The following is a 22,465-nucleotide window of genomic DNA, read 5'->3' on the forward strand; positions in this document are numbered from 1 at the left end:
GGGGTCTTCTCACACCGGCGTCACCGGTGGTCGCTGCCCTCCGAGGCGGAGGCCGCGCGGCCCGCCTCCAGGCGGGCGACCGGGATGCGGAACGGGGAGCAGGAGACGTAGTCCAGGCCCACCTCGTGGAAGAAGTGGACGGACTCCGGGTCGCCGCCGTGCTCGCCGCAGACGCCGAGCTTGAGGTCGGGGCGGGTGGCGCGGCCGGCCTTCGCGGCGGCGGCCACCAGGGAGCCGACGCCGTCCTTGTCGATCGTCTCGAACGGGCTGACGCCGAAGATGCCCTTCTCCAGGTACGCCGTGAAGAAGCTCGCCTCGACGTCGTCGCGGCTGAAGCCCCACACCGTCTGGGTCAGGTCGTTGGTGCCGAAGGAGAAGAACTCGGCGGCCTCGGCGATCTGCGCGGCGGTGAGCGCGGCGCGCGGCAGCTCGATCATCGTGCCGATCGCCAGCTTCAGTTCCGTGCCGGTGGCCGCCTGGACCTCCGCGACGACCTGGTCGGCCTCCTCGCGGACGATCTCCAGCTCCTGCACGGTGCCGACCAGCGGGATCATGATCTCGGCGCGCGGGTCGCCCTTGGCAGCCTTGCGCTCGGCGGCGGCCTCGGCGATGGCGCGGACCTGCATGGTGAACAGGCCGGGGATCACCAGGCCGAGGCGGACGCCGCGCAGGCCGAGCATCGGGTTCTGCTCGTGCAGCCGGTGCACGGCCTGGAGCAGGCGCAGCTCGTTCTCGTGCGGCTCCTGGCGGGACTCGGCGAGCGCCACGCGGACCGACAGCTCGGTGATGTCGGGCAGGAACTCGTGCAGCGGCGGGTCGAGCAGGCGGACGGTGACCGGCAGGCCGTCCATCGCCTCGAACAGCTCGACGAAGTCCTTCTTCTGCAGCGGCAGGAGCTGTTTGAGGGCCTCCTCGCGCTCGGCCTCGGTGTCGGCCAGGATCAGCCGCTCGACCAGCTCGCGGCGGTCGCCCAGGAACATGTGCTCGGTGCGGCACAGGCCGATGCCCTGCGCCCCGAAGCGGCGCGCGCGCAGCGCGTCCTCGGCGTTGTCGGCGTTGGCGCGCACCCGCAGCCGGCGCTTGCGGTCGGCGAAGGCCATGATGCGGTGCACGGCCTCGACCAGTTCGTCGGCGTCGTCGGCACCGGCGTGCATCCGGCCCTCGAAGTACTCCACGACCGGGGAGGGGACCACCGGCACCTCGCCCAGGTAGACCTTGCCGGAGGAGCCGTCGATGGAGATGACGTCGCCCTCCTCGACGACGTGCCCGCCGGGCACGGTCATCCGGCGCCGCTTGGTGTCGACCTCCAGCTCCTCGGCGCCGCAGACGCAGGTCTTGCCCATGCCGCGCGCGACGACGGCCGCGTGGGAGGTCTTGCCGCCGCGCGAGGTCAGGATGCCCTCGGCGGCGATCATGCCGTCCAGGTCGTCGGGGTTGGTCTCGCGGCGGACCAGGATGACCTTCTCGCCCGAGCGGGACCACTTGACGGCGGTGTAGGAGTCGAAGACGGCCTTGCCGACGGCCGCGCCCGGGGAGGCGGCGATGCCCCGGCCGACCTGCTCGACCTTCGCCTTGTCGTCGAAGCGCGGGAACATCAGCTGGGCGAGCTGGGCGCCGGTGACGCGCTGCAGGGCCTCGGCCTCGTCGATGAGGCCCTGGTCGACGAGCTGGGTGGCGATGCGGAAGGCGGCACCGGCGGTGCGCTTGCCGACGCGGGTCTGGAGCATCCACAGCCGGCCGCGCTCGATGGTGAACTCGATGTCGCAGAGATCCTTGTAGTGGTTCTCCAGGGTCTCCATGATCTGCATGAGCTGGTCGTACGACTTCTTGTCGATCTGCTCCAGCTCGGCGAGCGGCACGGTGTTGCGGATGCCCGCGACCACGTCCTCGCCCTGCGCGTTCTGCAGGTAGTCGCCGTAGACGCCCTGGTGGCCGGAGGCGGGGTCGCGGGTGAAGGCGACGCCGGTGCCGGAGTCGGGGCCGAGGTTGCCGAAGACCATCGAGCAGACGTTGACGGCCGTGCCGAGGTCGTGCGGGATGCGCTCCTGGCGGCGGTAGAGCTTGGCGCGCTCGCCGTTCCAGGAGTCGAAGACCGCCTTGATGGCGAGGTCCATCTGCTCGCGCGGGTCCTGCGGGAAGTCCCGGCCGGCCTCGGTCTTGACGATCTTCTTGAACTTGGTGACGAGCTTCTTCAGGTCGGCCGCGTCCAGTTCGGTGTCGACCGCGACCTTCTTGGCCTCCTTGGCCTTCTCCAGCGCCTCCTCGAAGAGGTCGCCGTCGACGCCGAGGACGGTCTTGCCGAACATCTGGATGAGCCGGCGGTAGGAGTCCCACGCGAACCGCTCGTCGCCGGCCTGCGCGGCGAGACCCTGCACGGAGGCGTCGGACAGGCCGATGTTCAGGACGGTGTCCATCATGCCGGGCATGGAGAACTTCGCCCCGGAGCGGACGGAGACGAGCAGGGGGCTGTCGGGCTGGCCGAGCTTCTTGCCCATCCGCTGCTCCAGCGCGTCGAGGTGCGCACTCACCTCGTCACGCAGTGCCGCCGGTTCCTCGCCGCTGTCCAGGTAGACCTTGCAGGCCTCGGTGGTGATGGTGAAGCCCGGCGGGACGGGGAGGCCCAGGTTGGTCATCTCGGCGAGGTTGGCACCCTTGCCGCCGAGGAGGTCCTTGAGGTCCTTGTTGCCCTCGGTGAAGTCGTAGACGAACTTCACGCCCTCAACGCTCCCGCCCGGCGCGGGTACCTGGGGATCTTTGTTTTCCGACACGGGTCTCGACTCCTCGAGGACGCGGTGGCTGCCCTGACGGCGAGGAACATACCCAGATCGAAGGCTTGTGGGTACGTCCACTCGTGCGTCATGCGCCCGTAACCAGCGGTCCGCCAGCGGATCGAAAGTCAAGGCTTGGCAAGTCGTCAGGGCCGGATGTTTTCACTTCTTGAACGGTCCACTGCCCATGGACCCGTCATGCCGCTCATATGAGCGGCTACAGGCACGGGTGATTTCGATCGCTGAACGATCGAAGGGTGGCACTGAGTGCCACTCCTTGGAGAAGTGCAGACGCCGATAATCCGCTCATGTGAGCGCACCCCTTATCAAGGGTGGCGAGAATCACGCTGCCATACGCGCCCGGATTCCACCATGCGGACCTCCCGGACCACCCGTGCGGGCGGTCCCGGAGGAGGGGTCCGGCACGGCTCCCGGCGCCCCGTTCGCCGGGTTTGTGCCCCGCCGGCCCGGAAAGGCACCGGACGTCGGACCGTACGGATCCCCGGCGGCCTCGCTTCCCCTCTCCCGGGCAGCCCGCCGCTCCTCGCCCCCGCGCACGGAAGGACGCCGGGGTGCCCCGGGGCGGACGCACACACCGGCCGCCGAACGGGCGCCCGCGCGCCGCCGGCCGGGCGGACACCCGGCCGTGGGGCTCCCCCGGGCCCCGCCAGGCGGACACCTGGGCGCGCAGGACCACCCCGGGCCGCGCCACCCGGACACGCCCCCTCTCAGGGCGTCTCAGCCGCCCGACGTGTCCAGTTCCGCGTCCTCGCCGACGCCCGCGCAGTCGTACGGGTCCTTCAGCCAGCCGTCCGGGAGGACCACGCGGTTGTTGCCGGAGGTGCGGCCGCGGGGGCCGTCGGCGCCGGCGGGCCAGGGCTGGTCGAGGTCCAGTTCGTCCAGGCCGGCCCGCAGGTCGGCCAGGGAGGAGGTGATCGCCAGCCGCTTGCGCATCTCGGAACCGACCGCGAAGCCCTTCAGGTACCAGGCGACGTGCTTGCGGAAGTCGATGACGCCGCGTGACTCGTCGCCGATCCACTCGCCGAGCAGGGTGGCGTGCCGGACCATCACGTCGGCGACCTCGCGCAGGGCGGGCCGGGCGGCGAAGTCCGTACGGCCCTCGAAGGCGGCGACCAGGTCGGCGAAGAGCCACGGCCGGCCCAGGCAGCCGCGGCCCACGACCACGCCGTCGCAGCCGGTCTCGCGGACCATCCGCAGCGCGTCCTGGGCCGACCAGATGTCACCGTTGCCGAGCACGGGGATCTCCGGGACGTGCTCCTTGAGGCGGGCGATGGCCTCCCAGTCGGCGGTGCCGCCGTAGTGCTGGGCGGCGGTGCGGCCGTGCAGGGCGATGGAGGTGACGCCCTCCTCGACGGCGATCCGGCCGGCGTCGAGGTAGGTGAGGTGGTCGTCGTCGATGCCCTTGCGCATCTTCATGGTGACCGGCAGGTCGCCCGCGCCGCTGACCGCCTCGCGCAGGATGGAGCGCAGCAGGTTGCGCTTGTAGGGCAGGGCCGAGCCGCCGCCCTTGCGGGTCACCTTCGGGACCGGGCAGCCGAAGTTCAGGTCGATGTGGTCGGCGAGGTCCTCCTCGGCGATCATGCGGACCGCCTTGCCGACGGTCGCCGGATCGACGCCGTACAGCTGGATCGAGCGCGGCGTCTCGCTCGCGTCGAACCGGATCAGCTGCATGGTCTTCTCGTTGCGCTCGACCAGGGCCCGAGTGGTGATCATCTCGCTGACGAACAGGCCCTTGCCGCCGCTGAACTCCCTGCACAGCGTGCGGAAGGGCGCGTTGGTGATCCCGGCCATGGGGGCGAGGACCACGGGGGGCCGGACGGTGTGTGGGCCGATCTGGAGCGGGGACTCGGGCGTGGACATTCCCCCATTGTCCCGCACGGGCAGCGAACTTGTAACAGTCATTAGTTAACCGCACTATCGATATCGACTACGCTGGTGCACATGCCCGAGCTGAGTCACCGCCGGCGGCTGCTGGTGCTCGCCATCTGCTGCATGAGCCTGCTGATCGTGAGTCTGGACAACACCGTCCTGAACGTCGCCCTGCCCTCCATGCAGCGCGAGCTGCACGCCGGCACGTCCGGTCTGCAATGGACGATCGACGCCTACACCCTGGTGCTGGCCTCCCTGCTGATGCTGGCCGGCTCCACCGCCGACCGGATCGGCCGCAAGCGCGTCTTCATGACCGGCCTGGTCGTCTTCGGCATCGGCTCGCTGCTGTGCTCCCTGGCCCCGAACCTCGAACTGCTCGTCGTCTTCCGCATGGTGCAGGCCGTCGGCGGCTCGATGCTCAACCCGGTCGCCATGTCGATCATCACCAACACCTTCACCGACCCGCGCGAACGCGCCCGCGCCATCGGCGTGTGGGGCGCCGTGGTCGGCATATCCATGGCCGCCGGGCCGCTGGTCGGCGGGCTGCTGGTGGAGTCCGTCGGGTGGCGCTCGATCTTCTGGCTCAACCTGCCCGTCGGCCTCGCCGCGATCCTGCTCACCCTCCGCTTCGTCCCCGAGTCCCGCGCCCCCAGGGCCCGCCGCCCCGACCCGGTCGGCCAGGTGCTCGTCATCGCCCTGTTCGGCGCGCTGACGTACGCGATCATCGAGGCCCCGGACGCCGGCGCCACCCTGGTCCTGCCGTTCGCCGCCGTCGCGCTCGCCGCGCTGCTCGGCCTGCTGTGGTACGAGCCGCGCCGCACCGAACCCCTCATCGACCTGCGCTTCTTCCGCTCCGCCCCGTTCAGCGGGGCCACGGTCATCGCGGTCAGCGGCTTCGCGGCGCTCGGCGGCTTCCTGTTCCTGTCCACGCTCTACCTGCAGAACGTGCGCGGTCTGGACGCCCTGCACGCCGGACTGTGGATGCTGCCGATGGCGGCGCCCACGTTCCTGTGCGCCCCGCTGTCCGGGCGGCTGGTCGGCACCCGGGGGCCGCGGCTGCCGCTGCTGATCGCCGGCACCGCCATGACGGCGAGCGCCGTGCTGTTCGCGCTCTTCGAGGCCGAGACGTCGAACGCCACGCTGCTCGCCGGGTACGTCCTGTTCGGCATCGGCTTCGGCTTCGTCAACGCGCCCATCACCAACACCGCCGTGTCCGGCATGCCGCGCGCCCAGGCCGGGGTCGCCGCGGCCGTCGCCTCCACCAGCCGGCAGCTCGGCTCGACCCTCGGCGTGGCGGTGGTCGGCGCCCTGCTGGCGTCCGGGACCGGCTCGTCCTCCTACCGGGACACGTTCGTGTCGGCCGCCCGGCCCGGGTGGTGGGTGCTGGTGGTGTGCGGTGCGCTGGTGCTGGTGCTGGGCGCCCTCACCAGCGGCCGGTGGGCCCGGCGGACCGCCGAACGCACCGCCGACCGGCTCCAGGAGCACGAGGTACGGCAGGCGGCGGGCGTCGGCGCCTGACGGGAGCGCGGGACGTCCCGGGAGGCTCTCAGATGCGGGCTCCCACTTCGTCCGAGCCCTGAGCCTGCCGTTCCACCGCGATGGCGTGCAGCTTCTCCAGCCGCTCCCGGGACTCCTCGTCCGCCGGGACGTAGGTGACCATGCGCGGGCCCGCCTCCGGGCTGAGCCACAGGTCGGTCTGGTCGACGGTGAGGCGGCCGACGCGGGCGTTGCGGAACTCCTTGCGTTTGCCCGCCGGCGCGACCACCTCGTGCCGGTCCCAGGCCTCGCGGAAGTCGGGCGACTCACGCAGCCGCTTGAGCAGCGTCTTCCAGGCCGGGTCGGCGAGGTGGCCGGCCATCGCCGCCCGGAAGCGGGCCGCCATGATCCGGGTGGCCTCCTCCAGGTGCACGATCGACGAGCGCCACTGCGGGTTCGTGTACGCCAGGATCATGCAGTTGCGGTCCTCGGGCGGCACCGCTTCCAGGTCGCACAGGAGCAGGCCGTAGGTGCGGTTGTGGGCGAGGATGTCGTACCTGCTGTTCTGCAGGCAGGCCGGATAGGGCTCGATCTGTTCCAGGAGGGCGCGCAGGGCCGGGGTGACCGACGGGCAGGTGGTCGTCGGCGCCGGATCGGCGGCACCGGCGAGCCGGAAGAGGTGGGCGCGCTCGCTGGGGTCGAGCAGCAGGGTGCGGGCGAGGGCGTCCAGGACCTGCGCGGAGACCTGGATGTCGCGGGCCTGTTCGAGCCAGGTGTACCAGGTGACGCCGACCGCCGAGAGGTGGGCGACCTCCTCGCGGCGCAGGCCCGGGGTACGGCGCCGGGCACCGCGCGGCAGGCCGACCCGCTCGGGGGCGATGTGCTCGCGGCGGTGCCGCAGGAAGGCGGCCAGCTCGTGCCGCCGGATCTCGGAGGCCGCGGCCTCCCGGACCCGCCCGGGCTGCTCCTGCCCGGCGCCGGCCGGGCCACCGGGCGCCGCGCCGGCCCCCGGTGCCGCCGGGACGCGCGCCGCCTCCCGTACGGCCGCAGCCCGCGGTGCCGCCGCCGTGCTCGCCGGGGCCGTACTCACCGCGGGCTCCGCCGTCGCCGTCCGTGCCGCCGTCTCCTGGGCCATGGTGGTCATGCCTCCAGCCTGCCGCCGCGCCGACCCTGTTTCCAGGTACTCCGGCTACCAGGATAAGGACACTCTGGTACCTGCCTCGCTCCGGTCGCAGGCTCGGATGCGTGACCACCCGAACCATCTCCTCCCGCACCGTCCGCACGGCCGCCGCGCCCCCGGCGCTGGGCGGCCCCGGACTGTTCACGGTGCTGCTGGGCGCGGCACTCCCCCTCATCGACTTCTTCATCGTCAACGTCGCCCTGCCCACGATGGGCGAGGACCTCCACGCGAGCGAGGCCGTCCTCGAACTCGTCGTGGCCGGTTACGGGGTGGCCTACGCCGTGCTGCTCGTCCTCGGCGGCCGGCTCGGCGACCTCTTCGGCCGGCGCCGGCTCTTCCTGGGCGGCATGGCGGCCTTCGGCCTGACCTCGCTGGCCTGCGGCCTCGCGCCGGACGCCTGGTCCCTGGTCGGGGCGCGGGTGGCGCAGGGCGCGGCGGCGGCGGCGATGCTGCCGCAGGTGCTCGCCACCATCCAGGCGGCGACCGAGGGCCGCCGCCGGGCCAGGGCGATGGGCCTGTACGGCGCGACGGCCGGCCTGTCCATGGTGGCCGGGCAGATCCTCGGCGGCGTCCTGGTCGCGGCCGACCTGTGGGGCACCGGCTGGCGTTCGGTGTTCCTGGTGAACGTGCCCGTCGCCCTCGTCGGCCTGGTGCTGGCCGTCAGGGCCGTCCCGGAGACCCGCTCGCAGCACCCGGAGCCGGTCGACGGCCCCGGCACGGTCCTGCTGGCGGCGTCCCTGCTGACGCTGCTGGTACCGCTCACCGAGGGCCGCGCGGCCCACTGGCCGCTGTGGACGTGGCTGTCGCTGGCCGCCTTCCCGCTGGTGGCCGGCGGGTTCTACGCCGTCGAGCGGCGCGCGGACCGGCTGGGCCGGACGCCGCTGGTGCCGCCGAGCCTGTTCCGGCTGCTGTCCCTGCGCCGCGGCCTCGCGCTCATCGTGCCGTTCTCCGTCGGGTTCAGCGGCTTCATGTTCGTCATCGCGGTGGCGCTGCAGCAGGGCGCCGGCCTCGGCCCGGTCCCGGCGGGGCTGACGCTCGCGCCCATGGCCGTCGCCTTCTTCCTCGTCTCGCTGGCCGGGCCCCGGCTGGTCGCCCGGTACGGCACGCGGGTGGTGACGGCGGGCGCGGTCGTGCAGCTGGCGGGTGTGGGCCTGCTGGCACTGACCGTCCGGGAGTCCTGGCCGCAGGTGGGCTTCACGGAACTGCTGCCGGGCGCGGCGGTCGCCGGTGCGGGACAGGCGATGCAGCTGCCCGTCATCTTCCGGATCATCCTCTCCGAGGTGCCGGCCGCACGGGCGGGCGTCGGCAGCGGCGTCATGGTCACCGCCCAGCAGTCGTCGCTGGCGCTGGGCGTGGCCACCCTGGGCACGCTGTTCCTGTCCCTGGTTCCCGGCCTCGGCATGCGGGACGCCCTGGTGACCACCCTGCTCGTCCAGCTGGCCGGGATCGTCCTGACGGGCCTGCTGAGCCTGTGGCTGCCGCGCACGATCGGCTGACGGCACCCCGAGCCGTCACGCTGTGCGACCGAGTGGGCAAAGGTAAGAAACAAGTGAACCGACCGACGGGCCTGACCTGGCACTTTGCGCCAAACCTGCTTTTTTCCCGACGAGTTCCGAACCTCCTCGACTCGCCGCGCGGACGAACTCGGGCAAACCTGGAGGAGCGCGAGCAGCCCCCCGCGGGGCGGCCACCGCGCAGCAGGGGGAAATCCGTCGACCAACGGGAGACCACCATGCCTGTCACCACCAGTCGTCGCTGGGTCCGTACGCTCGCCGCGGGCGCCCTGTCCGCCGCCCTCGTGTCGGCCGGATCGGCCGCCGCCCTGGCCGCGGACAACGCGCCGCCCGCCAAGCCGAGCCCGACCCACAGCATGATGCCGATGACCAAGGGGTCGATCACGGTCAAGGCCAACCACACCTCGGTCAAAGCCGGCCAGAGCGTGACGCTCGCCGGTCACACCAAGGACGAGAAGACCGGCACCAAGCTGGTCCTCCAGCACCTGCACAACGGCAAGTGGACCACGCTGCACACCACGACCACGGTCAAGAAGGGCGGCGTCTTCTCGCTGAACCACAAGTTCACCGCCAAGGGCACCGAGCACCTGCGGGTGGCGACGTCGGACGGCAAGACGCACTCCTCGACGGTGTCCGTCAAGGTGCACTGACGCCCGGCCCCGGGCCGCGCCCAGCGGCCTCGTTCAGGGCCGCAGACCGCGCAGCAGCAGGTCCAGGACCGTGTCGAACTCCTCCTGGACGCCCGGCCGCTTCCACTCCCCCGCGTAACACGGGTCGTGGAAGCGGCCGGTGGCGTGGAAGAGGGCACGGGCCGTGGCCGCCGGGTCGGCGGCCACGAGGACCCCCGCGGCCACTCCCGCCTCGACGATGCCGGTCAACTGGGCGGTCAGCTCGGCGATGTGCTGCTCGACCGCCGCGACGTTCTCCTCGGCCAGCACCGAGTACGTGGCGAACATCTCGGGGTCGTCGCCCGCCTTGCTGCGCTTGGCGTCGAACAGCGCCTGGAACCAGGCACGCAGCCGCTGCGCCGCATCGCGCCCGTCCTCGGCCGCGACCTCGTGCAGGACGTCGTGGGTCCGGTCCAGCCACCGCTTGGTCACCGCTTCACGCAGCGCCGCCTTGGTGCGGAAGTGCCGGTAGACACTGCCGTGGCTGACCCCGAGCGCGCGGGCCACGTCCACCACGGTGGCCTTCGCCGGTCCGTGGCGGCGCAGCACTTCCTCGGTCGCGGCCATGATGCGCTCGGCGGTCAGGGTCTCAGCAGCGGGTGACATGCCTAGACCGTACCCAAACGCCTGTCCGGCGCGGCGGTCAGTGCTCGCTGTCCAGGTGCGCCATCTGCGCCTCGGGGTAGCGCGCGCCGGCCGCCGCGTCCGCCGGTACGGCCTCCTCGATCGCCGCCAGGTCGGCCGCGTCCAGCGTGACGTCGAGCGCGCCCAGGGCCTCGGTGAGGCGCTCGCGGCTGCGGGCGCCGATCAGCGGCACGATGTCCTCGCCGCGCGAGAGCACCCAGGCGATGGCGGTCTGCGCCACCGTGACGCCCTTGCCGTCGGCGATCTTCCGCAGTGCCTCGACGAGGTCCAGGTTGTGCTGGAGATTGTCGCCCTGGAAGCGGGGCGAGACGGCGCGGAAGTCGGTCGGGGCGAGCTGCCGGTCACGGGTGAAGTGCCCGGAGATCAGTCCGCGCGACAGGACGCCGTAGGCGGTGACGGCGATGCCCAGCTCGCGGGTGGTGGGCAGGATGGCGGCCTCGATGCCGCGCGAGATCAGCGAGTACTCGATCTGGAGGTCGCAGATCGGCGCCGTCGCGGCGGCGCGGCGGATGGTGTCGGCACCCGCCTCGCTGAGGCCGATGTGGCGGACGTGGCCCTTCTCGACCAGCTCCGCGATGGCGCCGACGGTCTCCTCGATCGGCACGTCGGGGTCGACGCGGGCGATCCGGTAGACGTCGATGTGGTCGACGCCGAGGCGCTGGAGCGAGTAGGCGGCGAAGTTCTTCACGGCGGCGGGGCGGCCGTCGTAGCCGCTCCAGTTGCCGTCGGGGTCGCGCAGGGCGCCGAACTTCACGCTGGTCAGGGCCTGCTCGCGCAGGGCGGCGGGGGCGGTGCGCAGGGCTTCACCGAGCAGCATCTCGTTGTGGCCCATGGCGTAGAAGTCGCCGGTGTCGAAGAGGGTGACGCCCGCTTCGAGGGCGGCGTGCACGGTGGCGATCGACTCGGCCCGGTCCGCCTCGCCGTACAGCGCGGACATGCCCATGCAGCCGAGACCGAGGGCGGAGACCTGGGGGCCGGTGGTTCCGAGGGAGCGGGTGTTCATCGTCATGGCTCCACCTTGGCATGACAGATGACAGATTTCAATATCTGTCATTCCATACTTGCCATTTCTTGCGCGCACCCGTCATCGGTCCAGACCTCTTGACGAAAGGTCTGGACCATAGGACTGTCATGTCTGCGACACCCGCACGCCACCCCCCACCCGCGCGCCGTCTCGCCGCACCCGCACCCGCACCACCCCGCCGCACCCACCTCCGCGCCACCTCACCCACCCCGCCCGCCACCTCACCGCACCCCACCGGGAGGCCGCACATGATCCGCCGGATCCGCCGGATACCCCGCCTGCTCACCGCCGCGCTGGCCACCGCCTGCCTCGCGCCGCTCGCCCTGTCCCTGTCGTCCTCCGCCGCCTCGGCCGCCCCCGCCACGGCGGACGCCGCCACCTGCGCCGTGAAGTCCCGGCCCGCGGGCAAGGTGCTCCAGGGCTACTGGGAGAACTGGGACGGCTCCTCCAACGGCGTCCACCCGCCCTTCGGCTGGACCCCGGTCACCGACTCCCGGATCGCGGCGCACGGCTACAACGTGCTCAACGCGGCCTTCCCGGTGATCCTGTCCGACGGGACGGCGCTGTGGGAGGACGGCATGGACTCGGGCGTGAAGGTCGCCACGCCCGAGGAGATGTGCGCGGCCAAGGCGTCCGGGCAGACCATCCTGCTCTCCATCGGCGGCGCGGCGGCCGGCATCGACCTGAACTCGCAGGCGGTGGCGGACCGGTTCGTCGCGACGATCGTGCCGATCCTGCAGAAGTACAACTTCGACGGCATCGACATCGACATCGAGACCGGCCTGACCGGCAGCGGGAACATCAGCCGGCTCTCCGCATCGCAGGCCAACCTCATCCGCATCATCGACGGCATCCTGGCCCGGATGCCGTCGAACTTCGGGCTGACCATGGCACCGGAGACCGCCTACGTCACCGGCGGCAGCATCGTCTACGGCTCGATCTGGGGCGCCTACCTGCCCGTCATCAAGAAGTACGCCGACAACGGCCGCCTGTGGTGGCTGAACATGCAGTACTACAACGGCAGCATGTACGGCTGCTCCGGCGACTCCTACTCGGCCGGAACGGTGCAGGGCTTCACCGCCCAGACCGACTGCCTGAACAAGGGCCTGGTGGTCCAGGGCACCACGGTCAGGGTCCCCTACGACAAGCAGGTGCCCGGCCTGCCCGCCCAGCCGGGCGCGGGCGGCGGCTACATGTCCCCGTCCCTGGTCTCCCAGGCCTGGAAGCACTACGGCAACGGCCTCAAGGGGCTGATGACCTGGTCGCTCAACTGGGACGGCTCGAAGAACTGGACCTTCGGCGACAACGTCAAGGCACTCCAGGGCCGTTGAGCCCACCGGGCACGCGAAACGCCGTACGGCCGCCGGTGATCCGGCGGCCGTACGGCGTTTCGGCGCGCTCCCGCGAGGGGCCTGCTCAGCAGCCGATCAGGCGGGCGGCCAGGTAGCCCTCGATCTGGTCCAGGGAGACGCGCTCCTGCTTCATGGAGTCGCGCTCGCGGACGGTGACCGCGTTGTCGTCCAGGGTGTCGAAGTCGACGGTGACGCAGTACGGCGTGCCGATCTCGTCCTGGCGGCGGTAGCGGCGGCCGATGGCACCGGCGTCGTCGAACTCGATGTTCCAGTGCTGACGCAGCGCCTGGGCCAGCCCCTTGGCCTTCGGGGACAGCTCCGGGTTGCGGGACAGCGGCAGCACCGCGGCCTTCACCGGTGCCAGGCGGTGGTCCAGGCGCAGCACCGTGCGCTTCTCCATCTTGCCCTTGGCGTTGGGCGCCTCGTCCTCGACGTAGGCGTCGAGCAGGAACGCCAGCATCGCGCGGCCGACACCGGCCGCGGGCTCGATGACGTACGGCGTCCAGCGCTCGCCGGCCTCCTGGTCGTAGTAGGCGAGGTCCTGGCCGGAGGCCTTGGCGTGGGCGCCGAGGTCGTAGTCGGTGCGGTTGGCGACACCCTCCAGCTCGCCCCACTCGTTGCCGCCGAACTGGAAGCGGTACTCGATGTCGGCGGTGCGCTTGGAGTAGTGGGAGAGCTTCTCCTTGGGGTGCTCGTACCAGCGCATGTTCTCTTCACGCAGGCCCAGGCCGGTGTACCAGTTCCAGCGCTGCTCCATCCAGTACTCGTGCCACTTCTCGTCCTCGCCCGGCTTGACGAAGAACTCCATCTCCATCTGCTCGAACTCGCGGGTGCGGAAGATGAAGTTGCCCGGCGTGATCTCGTTGCGGAACGACTTGCCCATCTGGGCGATGCCGAACGGCGGCTTGCGGCGCGAGGTGGTCTGCACCTGGGCGAAGTTGGTGAAGATGCCCTGGGCGGTCTCCGGGCGCAGGTAGGCGACGGAGCCGGTGTCCTGGGTGGGGCCGAGGTGGGTGGAGAGCAGGCCGGAGAACTGCTTGGGCTCGGTGAACTGGCCCTTGTTGCCGCAGTTGGGGCAGTTGACGTCGGCCAGGCCGTTCTCCGGGAGGCGGTGGTGCTTGGCCTCGTAGGCCTCCTCCAGGTGGTCCGCGCGGAACCGCTTGTGACAGGCGGTGCACTCGGTCAGCGGGTCCGTGAAGGTGGCGACGTGGCCGGAGGCGACCCACACCTCGGTGGCCAGGATCACGGACGAGTCGATACCGACCACGTCCTCGCGCGACGTCACCATGTAGCGCCACCACTGGCGCTTGAGGTTCTCCTTCAGCTCGACGCCCAGCGGCCCGTAGTCCCAGGCGGCGCGCTGGCCGCCGTAGATCTCACTGCAGGGGAATACGAAGCCACGGCGCTTGCTCAGGCTGACGATGGTGTCGATCTTGTCGGCGGCCACGGTGCTCTCTTCATTACGACGACGGGCGACGAAGCGACGGCTGCGCTTCGACGAAGCGAGACGCTTCAGAGCGAATGCTTCAGGGTACCGGCGCAGGCTCCCCCTCAATCAAATCGGTGCCGGACAGCGGCCCGGTCCGGGCCGTCCGGGGCCCCTGACAAGGGGTTGTTGACAACGGTTTCCATTTTTGTTGAAAATGACTGTCATGAACGCACGACGTCACCTCATACCCGGGACCGCTCTCGCCGCGTCCTGCGCCCTCGGCCTCGGCGCCCTGACCGCCTGCTCCTCCGCCGACGCGGCCGGCGGCAGCGGGAAGTACGACGTCGTCGCGTCCTTCTATCCGATGGCCTTCCTCGCCGAGCGCATCGGCGGCGGTCACGTCCACGTCACCAGCCTCACCCAGCCCGGCCAGGAGCCGCACGACCTGGAGATCAGCGCCAAGCAGACCGCCCAGCTCCGGGAGTCCGACGCCGTCCTCTACCTCAAGGGGCTCCAGCCCTCCGTCGACGAGGCCGTCGCCCAGTCCGGGGTGAAGACGAAGGTCGACGCCGCCTCCCTGACCACCCTGGAGGAGCACGGCAACGAGGTCGGCGGGCACGCCGCCGCGCACGACACCCACGAGGGCGAGGAGTCCGGCGGCAAGGACCCGCACATCTGGCTCGACCCGGTCCGCTACGCACAGGTCGCCCAGGGCGTCGGCAAGGCCCTGGAGAAGGGCGACCCGGACCACGCGGCCGACTACCGCAAGAACACCGCGGCCCTGGTCAAGCAGCTCGGCGAGCTGAACACCCGCTTCGAGAACGGCCTCGCGCACACCACCTCGAAGGTCTTCCTCACCACCCACGCCGCCTTCGGCTACCTCGCCGAGCGCTACGGCCTGACCGAGGAGGCCGTCAACGGCCTCGACCCGGAGTCCGAGCCCAGCGCCGCCCGGGTCAGGGACCTGGAGAAGACGGCGAAGGCCGACGGCGTCACCACGGTCTTCTACGAGACGCTCGTCAGCGACAAGACCGCCCGGACCATCGCCGCGGACGCGGGCCTGAAGACCGACATCCTGGACCCGCTCGAAGGCATCACCGAGAAGTCCCGGGGCACCGACTACTTCTCGGTCCAGGAGGCCAACCTCAAGGCGCTCCAGCAGGCGCTGGGCGCCAAGTGACCGACACCGGGGAGCAGACCATGGGCGAACCCGTCATAGCCATGCGCCAGGTGCGCGCCGACCTCGGCGCCCGCCCCGTGCTGCGCGGCATCGACCTCACCGTGCACCGGGGCGAGGTGGTCGCGCTGCTCGGCGCCAACGGCTCCGGCAAGTCGACGGCCGTACGCAGCCTCATCGGCCAGGTGCCGGTCAGCGGCGGCGAGATCGAGCTGTTCGGCACGCCCCGGCGCCGCTTCGGCGACTGGGCGCGCGTCGGCTACGTGCCGCAGCGCACCACCGCCGCCGGCGGCGTCCCGGCGACCGTCACCGAGATCGTCTCCTCCGGGCGGCTCTCCCGCACCCGCTTCGGCGTCTTCCGCACCGCCGACCGCGAGGCCGTGCGCCGCGCCCTGGACCTGGTCGGCATGGCGGACCGCGCCAAGGATCCGGTGGACGCCCTCTCCGGCGGCCAGCACCAGCGGGTGCTGATCGCCCGCGCGCTCGCCGCCGCCCCCGAACTGCTGATCATGGACGAGCCGATGGCGGGTGTCGACCTGGCCAGCCAGGAGGTGCTGGCGCGGACCCTGCGGGAGCAGGTCACCGCCGGGACCACGGTGCTGCTGGTGCTGCACGAGCTGGGCCCGCTGGAGCCGCTGATCGACCGGGCGGTCGTGCTGCGCGACGGCTGCGTCGTGCACGACGGCCCGCCCCCGAAGGCGGTCGGCGAGCACGCCCTGCCCGGCCACGACCAGCCGTCGCCCGCCACCGCCCTTGCCGGGGGTGCTTCGCACCACTGCCTCGATCCCCACGACGCCGGTTCCGGCGCCGCTTCGATCCGTACAGGACTGCTGAGCTGATGGACTTCCTGAACTACGCCTTCATGCAGCGGGCGCTGCTGGCCGCCGTGCTCGTCGGCATCACCGCGCCCGCCGTGGGCATCTACCTGGTCCAGCGCCGCCAGGCGCTGATGGGCGACGGCATCGGGCACGTGGCGATGACCGGCGTCGGCCTCGGCTTCCTGCTCTCCGCCTCCCCGGTGTGGATGGCGACGGCCGTCTCCGTGCTCGGCGCGGTCCTCATGGAGCTGATCCGCTGGTACGGCCGCACCCGCGGCGACATCGCCCTCGCGATGCTCTTCTACGGCGGCATGGCGGGCGGTGTCATGTTCATCAACCTCGCCCCGGGCGGCTCCAACGCCAACCTGACCTCGTACCTCTTCGGCTCGCTCTCCACCGTCTCGCAGTCCGACGTCGTGGCGATCTGCCTGCTGGCGGCCTTCGTCGTCCTGGTCACGCTGGGCCTGCGCCGCCAGTTGTTCGCGGTCAGCCAGGACGAGGAGTTCGCCCGGGTGACCGGCCTGCCGGTGCGCGCCCTGAACCTGCTGACGGCCGTCACGGCGGCGGTCACGGTGACGGTCGCGATGCGCGTGGTCGGACTGCTGCTCGTCTCCGCGCTCATGGTGGTCCCGGTGGCCGCCGCCCAGCAGCTCACCCGCAGCTTCGCCGCGACCTTCGCCGTCGCCGTCGCCATCGGCGTGAGCGTGACGATCGGCGGCACGGTCACCTCCTACTACCAGGACGTGCCCCCCGGTGCGACGATCGTCCTGCTGACCATCGCCGCGTTCATCGCCCTCACCGCGCTCGCCGCACCGCTGGCCCGGCGCCGCGCCCGGGCGCTCGCCGCGGCCCGGTCCGCGGCCGGCCCCGCGGAGTGCGCGATCCCGGCCGCCCGGGGCGCCGCCGGGGAGGTCGGCGTCTGACCGGGCTCCGCCCGGACTGGCACAATGGCCCCGGCAGGCGCAGACGTGAGGAGGCATCCGGTGACGACCGCAGGACCGCCCGTGAAGGGCCGCGCCACCCGGCAGCGCGCCGCCGTCGCGGCAGCCCTCGACGAGGTCGACGAGTTCCGCAGCGCGCAGGAACTCCACGACATGCTCAAGCACAAGGGCGACTCGGTGGGCCTGACCACCGTCTACCGCACCCTGCAGTCCCTCGCCGACGCCGGCGAGGTCGACGTACTGCGCACCTCCGACGGTGAGTCCGTCTACCGCCGCTGCTCGTCCGGCGAGCACCACCACCACCTCGTCTGCCGCGTCTGCGGCAAAGCGGTCGAGGTGGAGGGCCCCGCCGTGGAGAAGTGGGCGGAGGCCATCGCGGCGGAGCACGGCTTCGTCAACGTCGCCCACACGGTGGAGATCTTCGGCACCTGCGCGGAGTGCGCGGCGACCGAGTCCCGGCCGCAGTGACGAGGACATGGTGACGGGAGGGGCCCGCGGCCGTGGCCGCGGGCCCCTCCCGTCCCGGTGAGTCCGTGTCGCGTCCGCCCGGGCGTCCCCTCTCAGCGCCGTCCGAAGCAGCGCTCCAGCTCGTCCAGGTCGTAGAAGGCACTGCCCTTGCCGATCGGCCGGCAGCCGGCCTTGAACGCGGTCTCCTTCTCGTTGTAGAGCATGCGCACCAGGTAGCGGTCGCCCTTGGCGAAGACGTCCCACTGGATGTTCGTGCCCAGCGGTGACACGTCCGCGCCGCGCCAGGGGTTGTCCTTGTAGGTGTACGGGCGCTGCGGCGACACGGGCTTCGTACTGCCCGGCAGCCCCATCAGCGCGGCCAGCGGGATGATCTCCTCGGCGTGCGTGAACCGCAGTTCGGCGCCCTTGTCGTTGGTGCCCTCGCGCTTGGTCTCGACCTGCTCGAAGAAGTCGTCCAGCAGGACGCCGGCCATCTTGTAGGTGATGTCGCTGCCGGCGAACCCGGGGCCCTTCTCGTAGAAGTCCTCCGCGTCCCCGAGGTAGCCGAACCAGTCGGCGTCCTTCGCGGAGAGGTAGCGGTCCATGTGCCAGCCCTCGCCCCGGGGGCTCTCCTCGCGCATGGCGGGGGCGATGGCGTACAGGTTGTAGACGGCGGTGGCCACGTCGACGGCGCTGCCCAGCGAGGCGAACTCGCCGTTCTCGATCCGCCGCACGAACGGCTCCCGGAACAGCCGGCGCAGCACGTCGCGGGCGTGCGCGTGGGTGGCGGGCTGGTCGGTGAGGCTCTTGAGGGTGGCCGCGAGCCGCTGGTCGTTCTCGATGTAGTCGCGGTACGCGGCGCCACCGGCCGCCTTGTGGAAGTAGAGCAGGTCCTTGTCGGTGCGGACGGGACCGATCAGCGGCTTCAGCTCCGGGTCGGCGTCGGCGAGGCCGCCGGCGAACCGCTCGCCGCTGGCCACCGCCCGCCCCTGCCCCGAGCTGACCAGGTCGATCTTCTCGCCCTTGCCGGCGATCTTCGCGAACAGCTCCGGCATCCGCTGCCGGAGCCGCACCGCCGTGTCCCGCATCTCCTGCTCGCCGCGCCCGCTGAGGTTGCCGTAGCCGACCTTGTCCATGGCGGCCAGCAGGGCGCGCACCACGGGCCCGAACTCCGCGCCCCGGTCCGTGAGCTGCCCCTCGGCGGCGGCCTTCTCCCACAGGGCGAGGACGAGGTCGCCGTCCTCGCTGTCGCTGGCCGCGCGCGAGCCGTGCCGGGAGACGTCCTCGGTGAAGACGGGCGTGAACCCGGCGGGCGGCTTCTGGTAGGTGCGGGGGTTCTGCCGCGGGGCGTACGGCGCCTTGGTGCCGTAGCTGTCGCGGTCGTGACCGCTGTGGCCGTGGCTGCCGTGGAGGGCGCGGCCGTGGGCGTCGCGGTGCGCGGGCCGGTCGGCGGCCGTGGCCTGCGCGGGCAGGACGGCGACGAGGGCGGTGCACAGGACGAGGACGGGGGTGACACGCTTCATGACGCGCATCGTGGGTGATCCCCGTGAACCCCCGGTGACCGGCAGGTGTCCATGGCCGCCGGGTACCCCCGCTCCCCTGGCGCCCCCGTCCCGCGGCTCCCCCGTCTCTACGGGATCCGTCCGCCCTACGGCGTGTCCTGCCTGCCCTCCATGGCGAGCAGTTCCTCGTTGGGGATGGCCCCGCCGAAGCGGCGGTCGCGGGAGGCGAACTCCACGCAGGCCCGCCACAGGTCACGGCGGTCGAAGTCGGGCCACAGCACGTCCTGGAAGACCATCTCGGCGTACGCGCTCTGCCACAGCAGGTAGTTGGAGGTGCGCTGCTCGCCGCTGGGCCGCAGGAACAGGTCCACGTCCGGCATGTCCGGGTAGTACAGGTACCTCTGGATGGTCTTCTCGGTGACCTTGGCCGGGTCGAGGCGGCCGGCCGCCACGTCCTGGGCCATCGCCTTCGCCGCGTCCGCCAGCTCCGCCCGGCCGCCGTAGTTCATGCAGAAGTACAGCGTGATCAGGTCGTTGTCCTTGGTCTGCTCCTGGGCGACCTGCAACTCCTTGGCGACCGACTTCCACAGCCGGGGCATCCGGCCCACCCAGCGCACCCGGACGCCGAGCCCGTCGAGCTGGTCGCGGGACTTGCGGATGAAGTCCCGGTTGAAGTTCATCAGGAAGCGCACCTCGTCGGGCGAGCGCTTCCAGTTCTCGGTGGAGAAGGCGTAGAGCGAGATGTTGCGCACGCCGATCTCGATCCCGCCCTGGAGCACGTCGAGGACGCGCTCGGCGCCGACCTTGTGCCCCTCGGTGCGGGGCAGCCCGCGCTGCTTGGCCCAGCGGCCGTTGCCGTCCATGACGATCGCCACGTGCTCCGGGACCAGCTCGCCCGGCAGCTTCGGCGCACGCGCGCCGGACGGATGCGGCTCGGGCGCGTCGTACTCGCGGCGCCGGCCTCCCAGGAACCCGCGTACGGCCATGTGCTCCTCGTCTCCCTCTGGTCCCTCTTGCTTGCTTCTACTTCTCGACGTACCTGAGCGAGCGCAGGCCGCGCTCCAGGTGCCAGTGCAGATAGGCGGACACCAGCCCGCTGCCCTCGCGCACGTACCGCGGCTCGCAGGCGTCGGCGGTCGTCCAGTCCCCCGTCAGCAGCGCGCCCAGCAGCGCGAGCGTCTGCGGCGAGGGTACGACACTGCCCGGCACCCGGCAGTCGACGCAGACCGAGCCGCCGGAGGCCACCGAGAAGAACCGGTTGGGCCCCGGCATCCCGCACTTCGCGCAGTCGCCGAAGCTGGGCGCGTAGCCGTTGACGGCCAGCGAGCGCAGCAGGAACGCGTCGAGGACGAGGTGCGGGGCATGCTCGCCGCGGGCGAGGGTGCGCAGCCCGCCGACCAGCAGCAGGTACTGCTGGACGGCCGGTTCGCCCTCGTGGTCCGTGAACCGCTCGGCCGTCTCCAGCATGGCCGTCCCGGCCGTGTACCGGGCGTAGTCGGTCACGATCCCGCCGCCGTACGGAGCGATGGTCTCGCTCTGCGTGCACAGCGGCAGCCCGCGCCCGACCAGCTCGCTGCCCCGCGCGAAGAACTGCACGTCCACGTGCGAGAAGGGCTCCAGCCGGGCCCCGAACTTGGACTTCGTCCGCCGCACCCCGCGGGCCACGGCACGTACCCGGCCGTGACCCCGCGTGAGCAGTGTGATGATCCGGTCCGCCTCACCCAGCTTCTGGGTGCGCAGCACGATGCCGTCGTCGCGGAACAGACTCATGCGCCCATTGTCGCGCACGGCGGGAGCGGCCCCGCCCCGCCTTCAGGGCACCTCCCCCCGGCTGCGGGCGTTCGCGTACGCCGTCGCCGCGCTGAGCCGCTCGGCCGGGGTGGCCGCCCGCACCAGCTCCGGCGGGCAGTCCCACTCCCGGCCGCCGCCGAGGGGCCGTAACTGGACGTACGGCCCCTCGTGGCCCATGACCACGCCGATCCGCCCGGTGCCGGTGTCGAGGGCGTAAGTCCCGACCGGCGGACACGGGCCGCTCACCGCAGGACCGCGGCGAGCCGTGCGGCCGTCTCCACGGAGCAGCGGCCCAGCTCCACCAGCGGGCAGGGCGCCTCGCGGGCGAGCCCGGCCGGGTCGAGCCCGAGCGAGGGCAGGGTGATTCCGGCTTTTCCGAGAGCGGTACGCAATTCAACGATTGTTTCCTCCGCTTCCTGAACACAGACCGCCGAGTGAGCCGAGTGTTGCCGTGGTGCCACTGTGTGCTTCCTCCCTTTCTCTTTCTCCGGGATTTCCGTCATGCCGGAGTTTTACGCTTCGTGTCTCCACAGTGACGTTCCGCGTCTACACTCGGAAGGGTTTCGGGCCCTACAAGAAGAGGGCTGCACAAGGGGGTTGGCGATGGCCAACGGTTCACGCCAGGCGGTCTGGGAGTTCTTCGGCACGGAGCTGAAGCGGCGCCGGGAGAACACGGGGATGACGCAGGTGGAGCTGGGTGCGAAGGTCTTCGTCTCGGGCGGCTACATCGGTCAGTTCGAACAGGCGATCAGAAAACCGCAGTTGGACGTGGCCCGGCGGATCGACGAGGTACTGCAAACCGACGGTTTTTTCGAACGCCTCTGGCGCAAACTCATCAAAGAGCAGCGATTCGCCGAGTACTTCGCGCACGCGGCGGAACTGGAACGGTTGGCGACCAGTATCAGCGAGTGGGCTCCGGCTGTTGTCCCCGGCCTTCTCCAGACGCCGGCGTACGCTCGCGCGATCTACCTGTCGAGCAATCCGCTCTCGACGGATGAATGGATCGACGAGATGGTCAGTCTTCGCATGGACCGCGCACGGATCCTCAAGGATGCAGCGCGACCGGTGTACTGGGTGCTGCTGCACGAGACGGTGCTCCGCGTGCCCGTGGGCACCCCTGCGGTGATGGCTCAGCAACTGGAGTCCGTGGCGCGGGCACTGCGTGCTCGTACGGTACTGGCGCAGGTGCTGCCGTTTTCGGCGGGGGCGCACCCTCAGATGGGTAAAGCCATGAAGCTCATGGAGTTCGAGGACGCCCCGCCGACCGTCTATACAGAGGGCGTGCTGTCGGGCAATCTGCTGGACGAACCGGCAGTAGTGAAGCGGGTTCGCACGGATTACGATCTTCTCAGGGCCGCGGCTCTGCCACCGGAGGCGTCCCTGGCCATGATCGAAGCGGCGGCGGAGGACTACAGACGATGCGCGGGTACGACCTGACCAACGCCCTCTGGCGCAAGAGCACCTACAGCGGCGGCAGCGGCGGCGAGGACTGTGTCGAGGTCGCTTACGACTTCCCCGGCGCCGCCCGCTGGCGCACGAGCACGTACAGCAACGGCCAAGGCGGCGACTGCCTCGAAGTGGCCGACGGAGTCCCCGGCATCGTCCCCGTCCGGGACAGCAAGGTCCCGGACGGCCCCGTGCTGGTCGTGCGGGCGCCGGCCTGGGCCCGCTTCGTCGGGGACGTGGTGCGCCCCGGCGCGGGCGGTGTCTGATCGGGCAGCGTGCTGCTGGAGACCGACAGCAGCGCGGGCGCGGTCTCGCGGGGCGGTGGCGGCACCGCCCCATGGTGCACGGCACCGGCAACCGGCCGGAAGCAGGTCACCGGCCAACTCCGTGAAGAGGG

Annotated in this window: 21 protein-coding genes; 10 read left to right on the plus strand and 11 right to left on the minus strand. The window is 71.4% G+C overall.

Features of this window, described 5'->3' with window-relative positions:
* Positions 1-20: 20 nt before the first annotated feature.
* Both ppdK and dusB read right to left on the minus strand, forming a co-directional pair.
* Positions 21-2,768, minus strand: a complete 2,748-nt coding sequence (gene ppdK, locus IG64_RS10275) for a pyruvate, phosphate dikinase (RefSeq protein ID WP_037854285.1) — start codon at positions 2,766-2,768, stop codon at positions 21-23.
* Between the two features lie 738 nt (positions 2,769-3,506).
* On the minus strand, positions 3,507-4,649 hold the full coding sequence (gene dusB, locus IG64_RS10280; protein ID WP_037854286.1) for a tRNA dihydrouridine synthase DusB: 1,143 nt from the start codon (positions 4,647-4,649) through the stop codon (positions 3,507-3,509).
* A gap of 81 nt (positions 4,650-4,730) precedes the next feature.
* Between dusB and IG64_RS10285 the strand changes: the two genes are divergently transcribed.
* Entirely contained in the window at positions 4,731-6,176 is a 1,446-nt protein-coding gene (locus IG64_RS10285) for an MFS transporter (RefSeq protein ID WP_037854287.1), read from the plus strand.
* A gap of 28 nt (positions 6,177-6,204) precedes the next feature.
* On the opposite strand, the gene IG64_RS10290 is transcribed toward IG64_RS10285, so the two are convergent.
* Positions 6,205-7,278: a helix-turn-helix transcriptional regulator gene (locus IG64_RS10290; protein WP_234438463.1), complete on the minus strand. Its 1,074-nt coding sequence runs from the start codon at positions 7,276-7,278 to the stop codon at positions 6,205-6,207.
* Positions 7,279-7,379: 101 nt separating this feature from the next.
* Here IG64_RS10290 and IG64_RS10295 point away from each other — a divergent pair, with 101 nt between their 5' ends.
* Positions 7,380-8,810, plus strand: coding sequence for an MFS transporter (locus tag IG64_RS10295; RefSeq protein WP_037854288.1), 1,431 nt, complete (start codon positions 7,380-7,382; stop codon positions 8,808-8,810).
* Positions 8,811-9,046: 236 nt separating this feature from the next.
* A complete protein-coding gene (locus tag IG64_RS10300; RefSeq protein ID WP_037854289.1) occupies positions 9,047-9,478 on the plus strand; it encodes a hypothetical protein in 432 nt (143 codons plus the stop codon).
* A 33-nt stretch (positions 9,479-9,511) separates the two neighbouring features.
* Here IG64_RS10300 and IG64_RS10305 read toward each other — a convergent pair whose 3' ends face one another.
* Both IG64_RS10305 and IG64_RS10310 read right to left on the minus strand, forming a co-directional pair.
* Positions 9,512-10,102 (minus strand): TetR/AcrR family transcriptional regulator, encoded by a 591-nt coding sequence (locus IG64_RS10305; protein WP_037854291.1) that lies wholly within the window; start codon positions 10,100-10,102, stop codon positions 9,512-9,514.
* 37 nt (positions 10,103-10,139) lie between these two features.
* The gene (locus IG64_RS10310; RefSeq protein ID WP_037854292.1) at positions 10,140-11,150 is read right to left on the minus strand and encodes an aldo/keto reductase; all 1,011 of its coding nucleotides are present in this window, start codon (positions 11,148-11,150) and stop codon (positions 10,140-10,142) included.
* Positions 11,151-11,413: 263 nt separating this feature from the next.
* Here IG64_RS10310 and IG64_RS10315 point away from each other — a divergent pair, with 263 nt between their 5' ends.
* A complete protein-coding gene (locus tag IG64_RS10315; RefSeq protein ID WP_037854293.1) occupies positions 11,414-12,496 on the plus strand; it encodes a chitinase in 1,083 nt (360 codons plus the stop codon).
* Between the two features lie 85 nt (positions 12,497-12,581).
* Here the strand turns inward: IG64_RS10315 and IG64_RS10320 are convergent, their stop codons facing one another.
* On the minus strand, positions 12,582-13,964 hold the full coding sequence (locus IG64_RS10320; RefSeq protein WP_037854295.1) for a glycine--tRNA ligase: 1,383 nt from the start codon (positions 13,962-13,964) through the stop codon (positions 12,582-12,584).
* 205 nt (positions 13,965-14,169) lie between these two features.
* Between IG64_RS10320 and IG64_RS10325 the strand changes: the two genes are divergently transcribed.
* The 4 genes from IG64_RS10325 to IG64_RS10340 are packed head-to-tail and all read left to right on the plus strand — an operon-like array spanning position 14,170 to position 17,350.
* On the plus strand, positions 14,170-15,126 hold the full coding sequence (locus tag IG64_RS10325) for a metal ABC transporter substrate-binding protein (RefSeq protein WP_037854297.1): 957 nt from the start codon (positions 14,170-14,172) through the stop codon (positions 15,124-15,126).
* Positions 15,127-15,146: 20 nt separating this feature from the next.
* Complete coding sequence (locus IG64_RS10330) at positions 15,147-15,962, plus strand: metal ABC transporter ATP-binding protein (RefSeq protein ID WP_078883926.1); 816 nt, start codon at positions 15,147-15,149, stop codon at positions 15,960-15,962.
* Positions 15,962-16,864, plus strand: coding sequence for a metal ABC transporter permease (locus tag IG64_RS10335; RefSeq protein ID WP_037854298.1), 903 nt, complete (start codon positions 15,962-15,964; stop codon positions 16,862-16,864). Before IG64_RS10330 ends, IG64_RS10335 begins: the two co-directional genes overlap by 1 nt.
* 60 nt (positions 16,865-16,924) lie before the next feature.
* Positions 16,925-17,350: a Fur family transcriptional regulator gene (locus IG64_RS10340; protein WP_037854300.1), complete on the plus strand. Its 426-nt coding sequence runs from the start codon at positions 16,925-16,927 to the stop codon at positions 17,348-17,350.
* A gap of 92 nt (positions 17,351-17,442) precedes the next feature.
* Here IG64_RS10340 and IG64_RS10345 read toward each other — a convergent pair whose 3' ends face one another.
* The 5 genes from IG64_RS10345 to IG64_RS42085 form a co-directional block, all read right to left on the minus strand.
* Complete coding sequence (locus tag IG64_RS10345; RefSeq protein WP_037854559.1) at positions 17,443-18,852, minus strand: histidine-type phosphatase; 1,410 nt, start codon at positions 18,850-18,852, stop codon at positions 17,443-17,445.
* 125 nt (positions 18,853-18,977) lie between these two features.
* Positions 18,978-19,817 carry an isoprenyl transferase gene (locus IG64_RS10350; protein WP_037854302.1) on the minus strand — a complete coding sequence of 280 codons (840 nt, stop codon included), beginning with the start codon at positions 19,815-19,817 and terminating at the stop codon, positions 18,978-18,980.
* A 37-nt stretch (positions 19,818-19,854) separates the two neighbouring features.
* A complete protein-coding gene (recO, locus tag IG64_RS10355; protein ID WP_037854304.1) occupies positions 19,855-20,601 on the minus strand; it encodes a DNA repair protein RecO in 747 nt (248 codons plus the stop codon).
* Positions 20,602-20,643: 42 nt separating this feature from the next.
* Positions 20,644-20,868 (minus strand): hypothetical protein, encoded by a 225-nt coding sequence (locus tag IG64_RS10360; protein ID WP_037854305.1) that lies wholly within the window; start codon positions 20,866-20,868, stop codon positions 20,644-20,646.
* On the minus strand, positions 20,865-21,125 hold the full coding sequence (locus tag IG64_RS42085; protein ID WP_107474214.1) for a hypothetical protein: 261 nt from the start codon (positions 21,123-21,125) through the stop codon (positions 20,865-20,867). The genes IG64_RS10360 and IG64_RS42085 overlap by 4 nt, the downstream gene beginning before the upstream one ends.
* A 100-nt stretch (positions 21,126-21,225) precedes the next feature.
* Between IG64_RS42085 and IG64_RS10370 the strand changes: the two genes are divergently transcribed.
* Both IG64_RS10370 and IG64_RS10375 read left to right on the plus strand, forming a co-directional pair.
* A complete protein-coding gene (locus IG64_RS10370) occupies positions 21,226-22,059 on the plus strand; it encodes a helix-turn-helix domain-containing protein (protein WP_037854561.1) in 834 nt (277 codons plus the stop codon).
* Positions 22,041-22,334 carry a DUF397 domain-containing protein gene (locus tag IG64_RS10375; protein WP_037854310.1) on the plus strand — a complete coding sequence of 98 codons (294 nt, stop codon included), beginning with the start codon at positions 22,041-22,043 and terminating at the stop codon, positions 22,332-22,334. The genes IG64_RS10370 and IG64_RS10375 overlap by 19 nt, the downstream gene beginning before the upstream one ends.
* The last annotated feature ends 131 nt before the right edge of the window (positions 22,335-22,465 follow it).

Source organism: Streptomyces sp. NRRL S-340 (genome assembly GCF_000720185.1).
Classification (GTDB): Bacteria; Actinomycetota; Actinomycetes; order Streptomycetales; family Streptomycetaceae; genus Streptomyces.

Coding starts and splice junctions, on each gene's coding strand:
- dusB (WP_037854286.1), bottom strand. CDS start 4,649: ATGTCCACGCCCGAGTCCCCGCTCCAGATCGGCCCACACACCGTCCGG.
- IG64_RS10285 (WP_037854287.1), top strand. CDS start 4,731: ATGCCCGAGCTGAGTCACCGCCGGCGGCTGCTGGTGCTCGCCATCTGC.
- IG64_RS10290 (WP_234438463.1), bottom strand. CDS start 7,278: ATGACCACCATGGCCCAGGAGACGGCGGCACGGACGGCGACGGCGGAG.
- IG64_RS10300 (WP_037854289.1), top strand. CDS start 9,047: ATGCCTGTCACCACCAGTCGTCGCTGGGTCCGTACGCTCGCCGCGGGC.
- IG64_RS10305 (WP_037854291.1), bottom strand. CDS start 10,102: ATGTCACCCGCTGCTGAGACCCTGACCGCCGAGCGCATCATGGCCGCG.
- IG64_RS10310 (WP_037854292.1), bottom strand. CDS start 11,150: ATGACGATGAACACCCGCTCCCTCGGAACCACCGGCCCCCAGGTCTCC.
- IG64_RS10315 (WP_037854293.1), top strand. CDS start 11,414: ATGATCCGCCGGATCCGCCGGATACCCCGCCTGCTCACCGCCGCGCTG.
- IG64_RS10325 (WP_037854297.1), top strand. CDS start 14,170: ATGAACGCACGACGTCACCTCATACCCGGGACCGCTCTCGCCGCGTCC.
- IG64_RS10330 (WP_078883926.1), top strand. CDS start 15,147: ATGGGCGAACCCGTCATAGCCATGCGCCAGGTGCGCGCCGACCTCGGC.
- IG64_RS10335 (WP_037854298.1), top strand. CDS start 15,962: ATGGACTTCCTGAACTACGCCTTCATGCAGCGGGCGCTGCTGGCCGCC.
- IG64_RS10345 (WP_037854559.1), bottom strand. CDS start 18,852: ATGAAGCGTGTCACCCCCGTCCTCGTCCTGTGCACCGCCCTCGTCGCC.
- IG64_RS10350 (WP_037854302.1), bottom strand. CDS start 19,817: ATGGCCGTACGCGGGTTCCTGGGAGGCCGGCGCCGCGAGTACGACGCG.
- recO (WP_037854304.1), bottom strand. CDS start 20,601: ATGAGTCTGTTCCGCGACGACGGCATCGTGCTGCGCACCCAGAAGCTG.
- IG64_RS42085 (WP_107474214.1), bottom strand. CDS start 21,125: ATGACGGAAATCCCGGAGAAAGAGAAAGGGAGGAAGCACACAGTGGCA.
- IG64_RS10370 (WP_037854561.1), top strand. CDS start 21,226: ATGGCCAACGGTTCACGCCAGGCGGTCTGGGAGTTCTTCGGCACGGAG.
- IG64_RS10375 (WP_037854310.1), top strand. CDS start 22,041: ATGCGCGGGTACGACCTGACCAACGCCCTCTGGCGCAAGAGCACCTAC.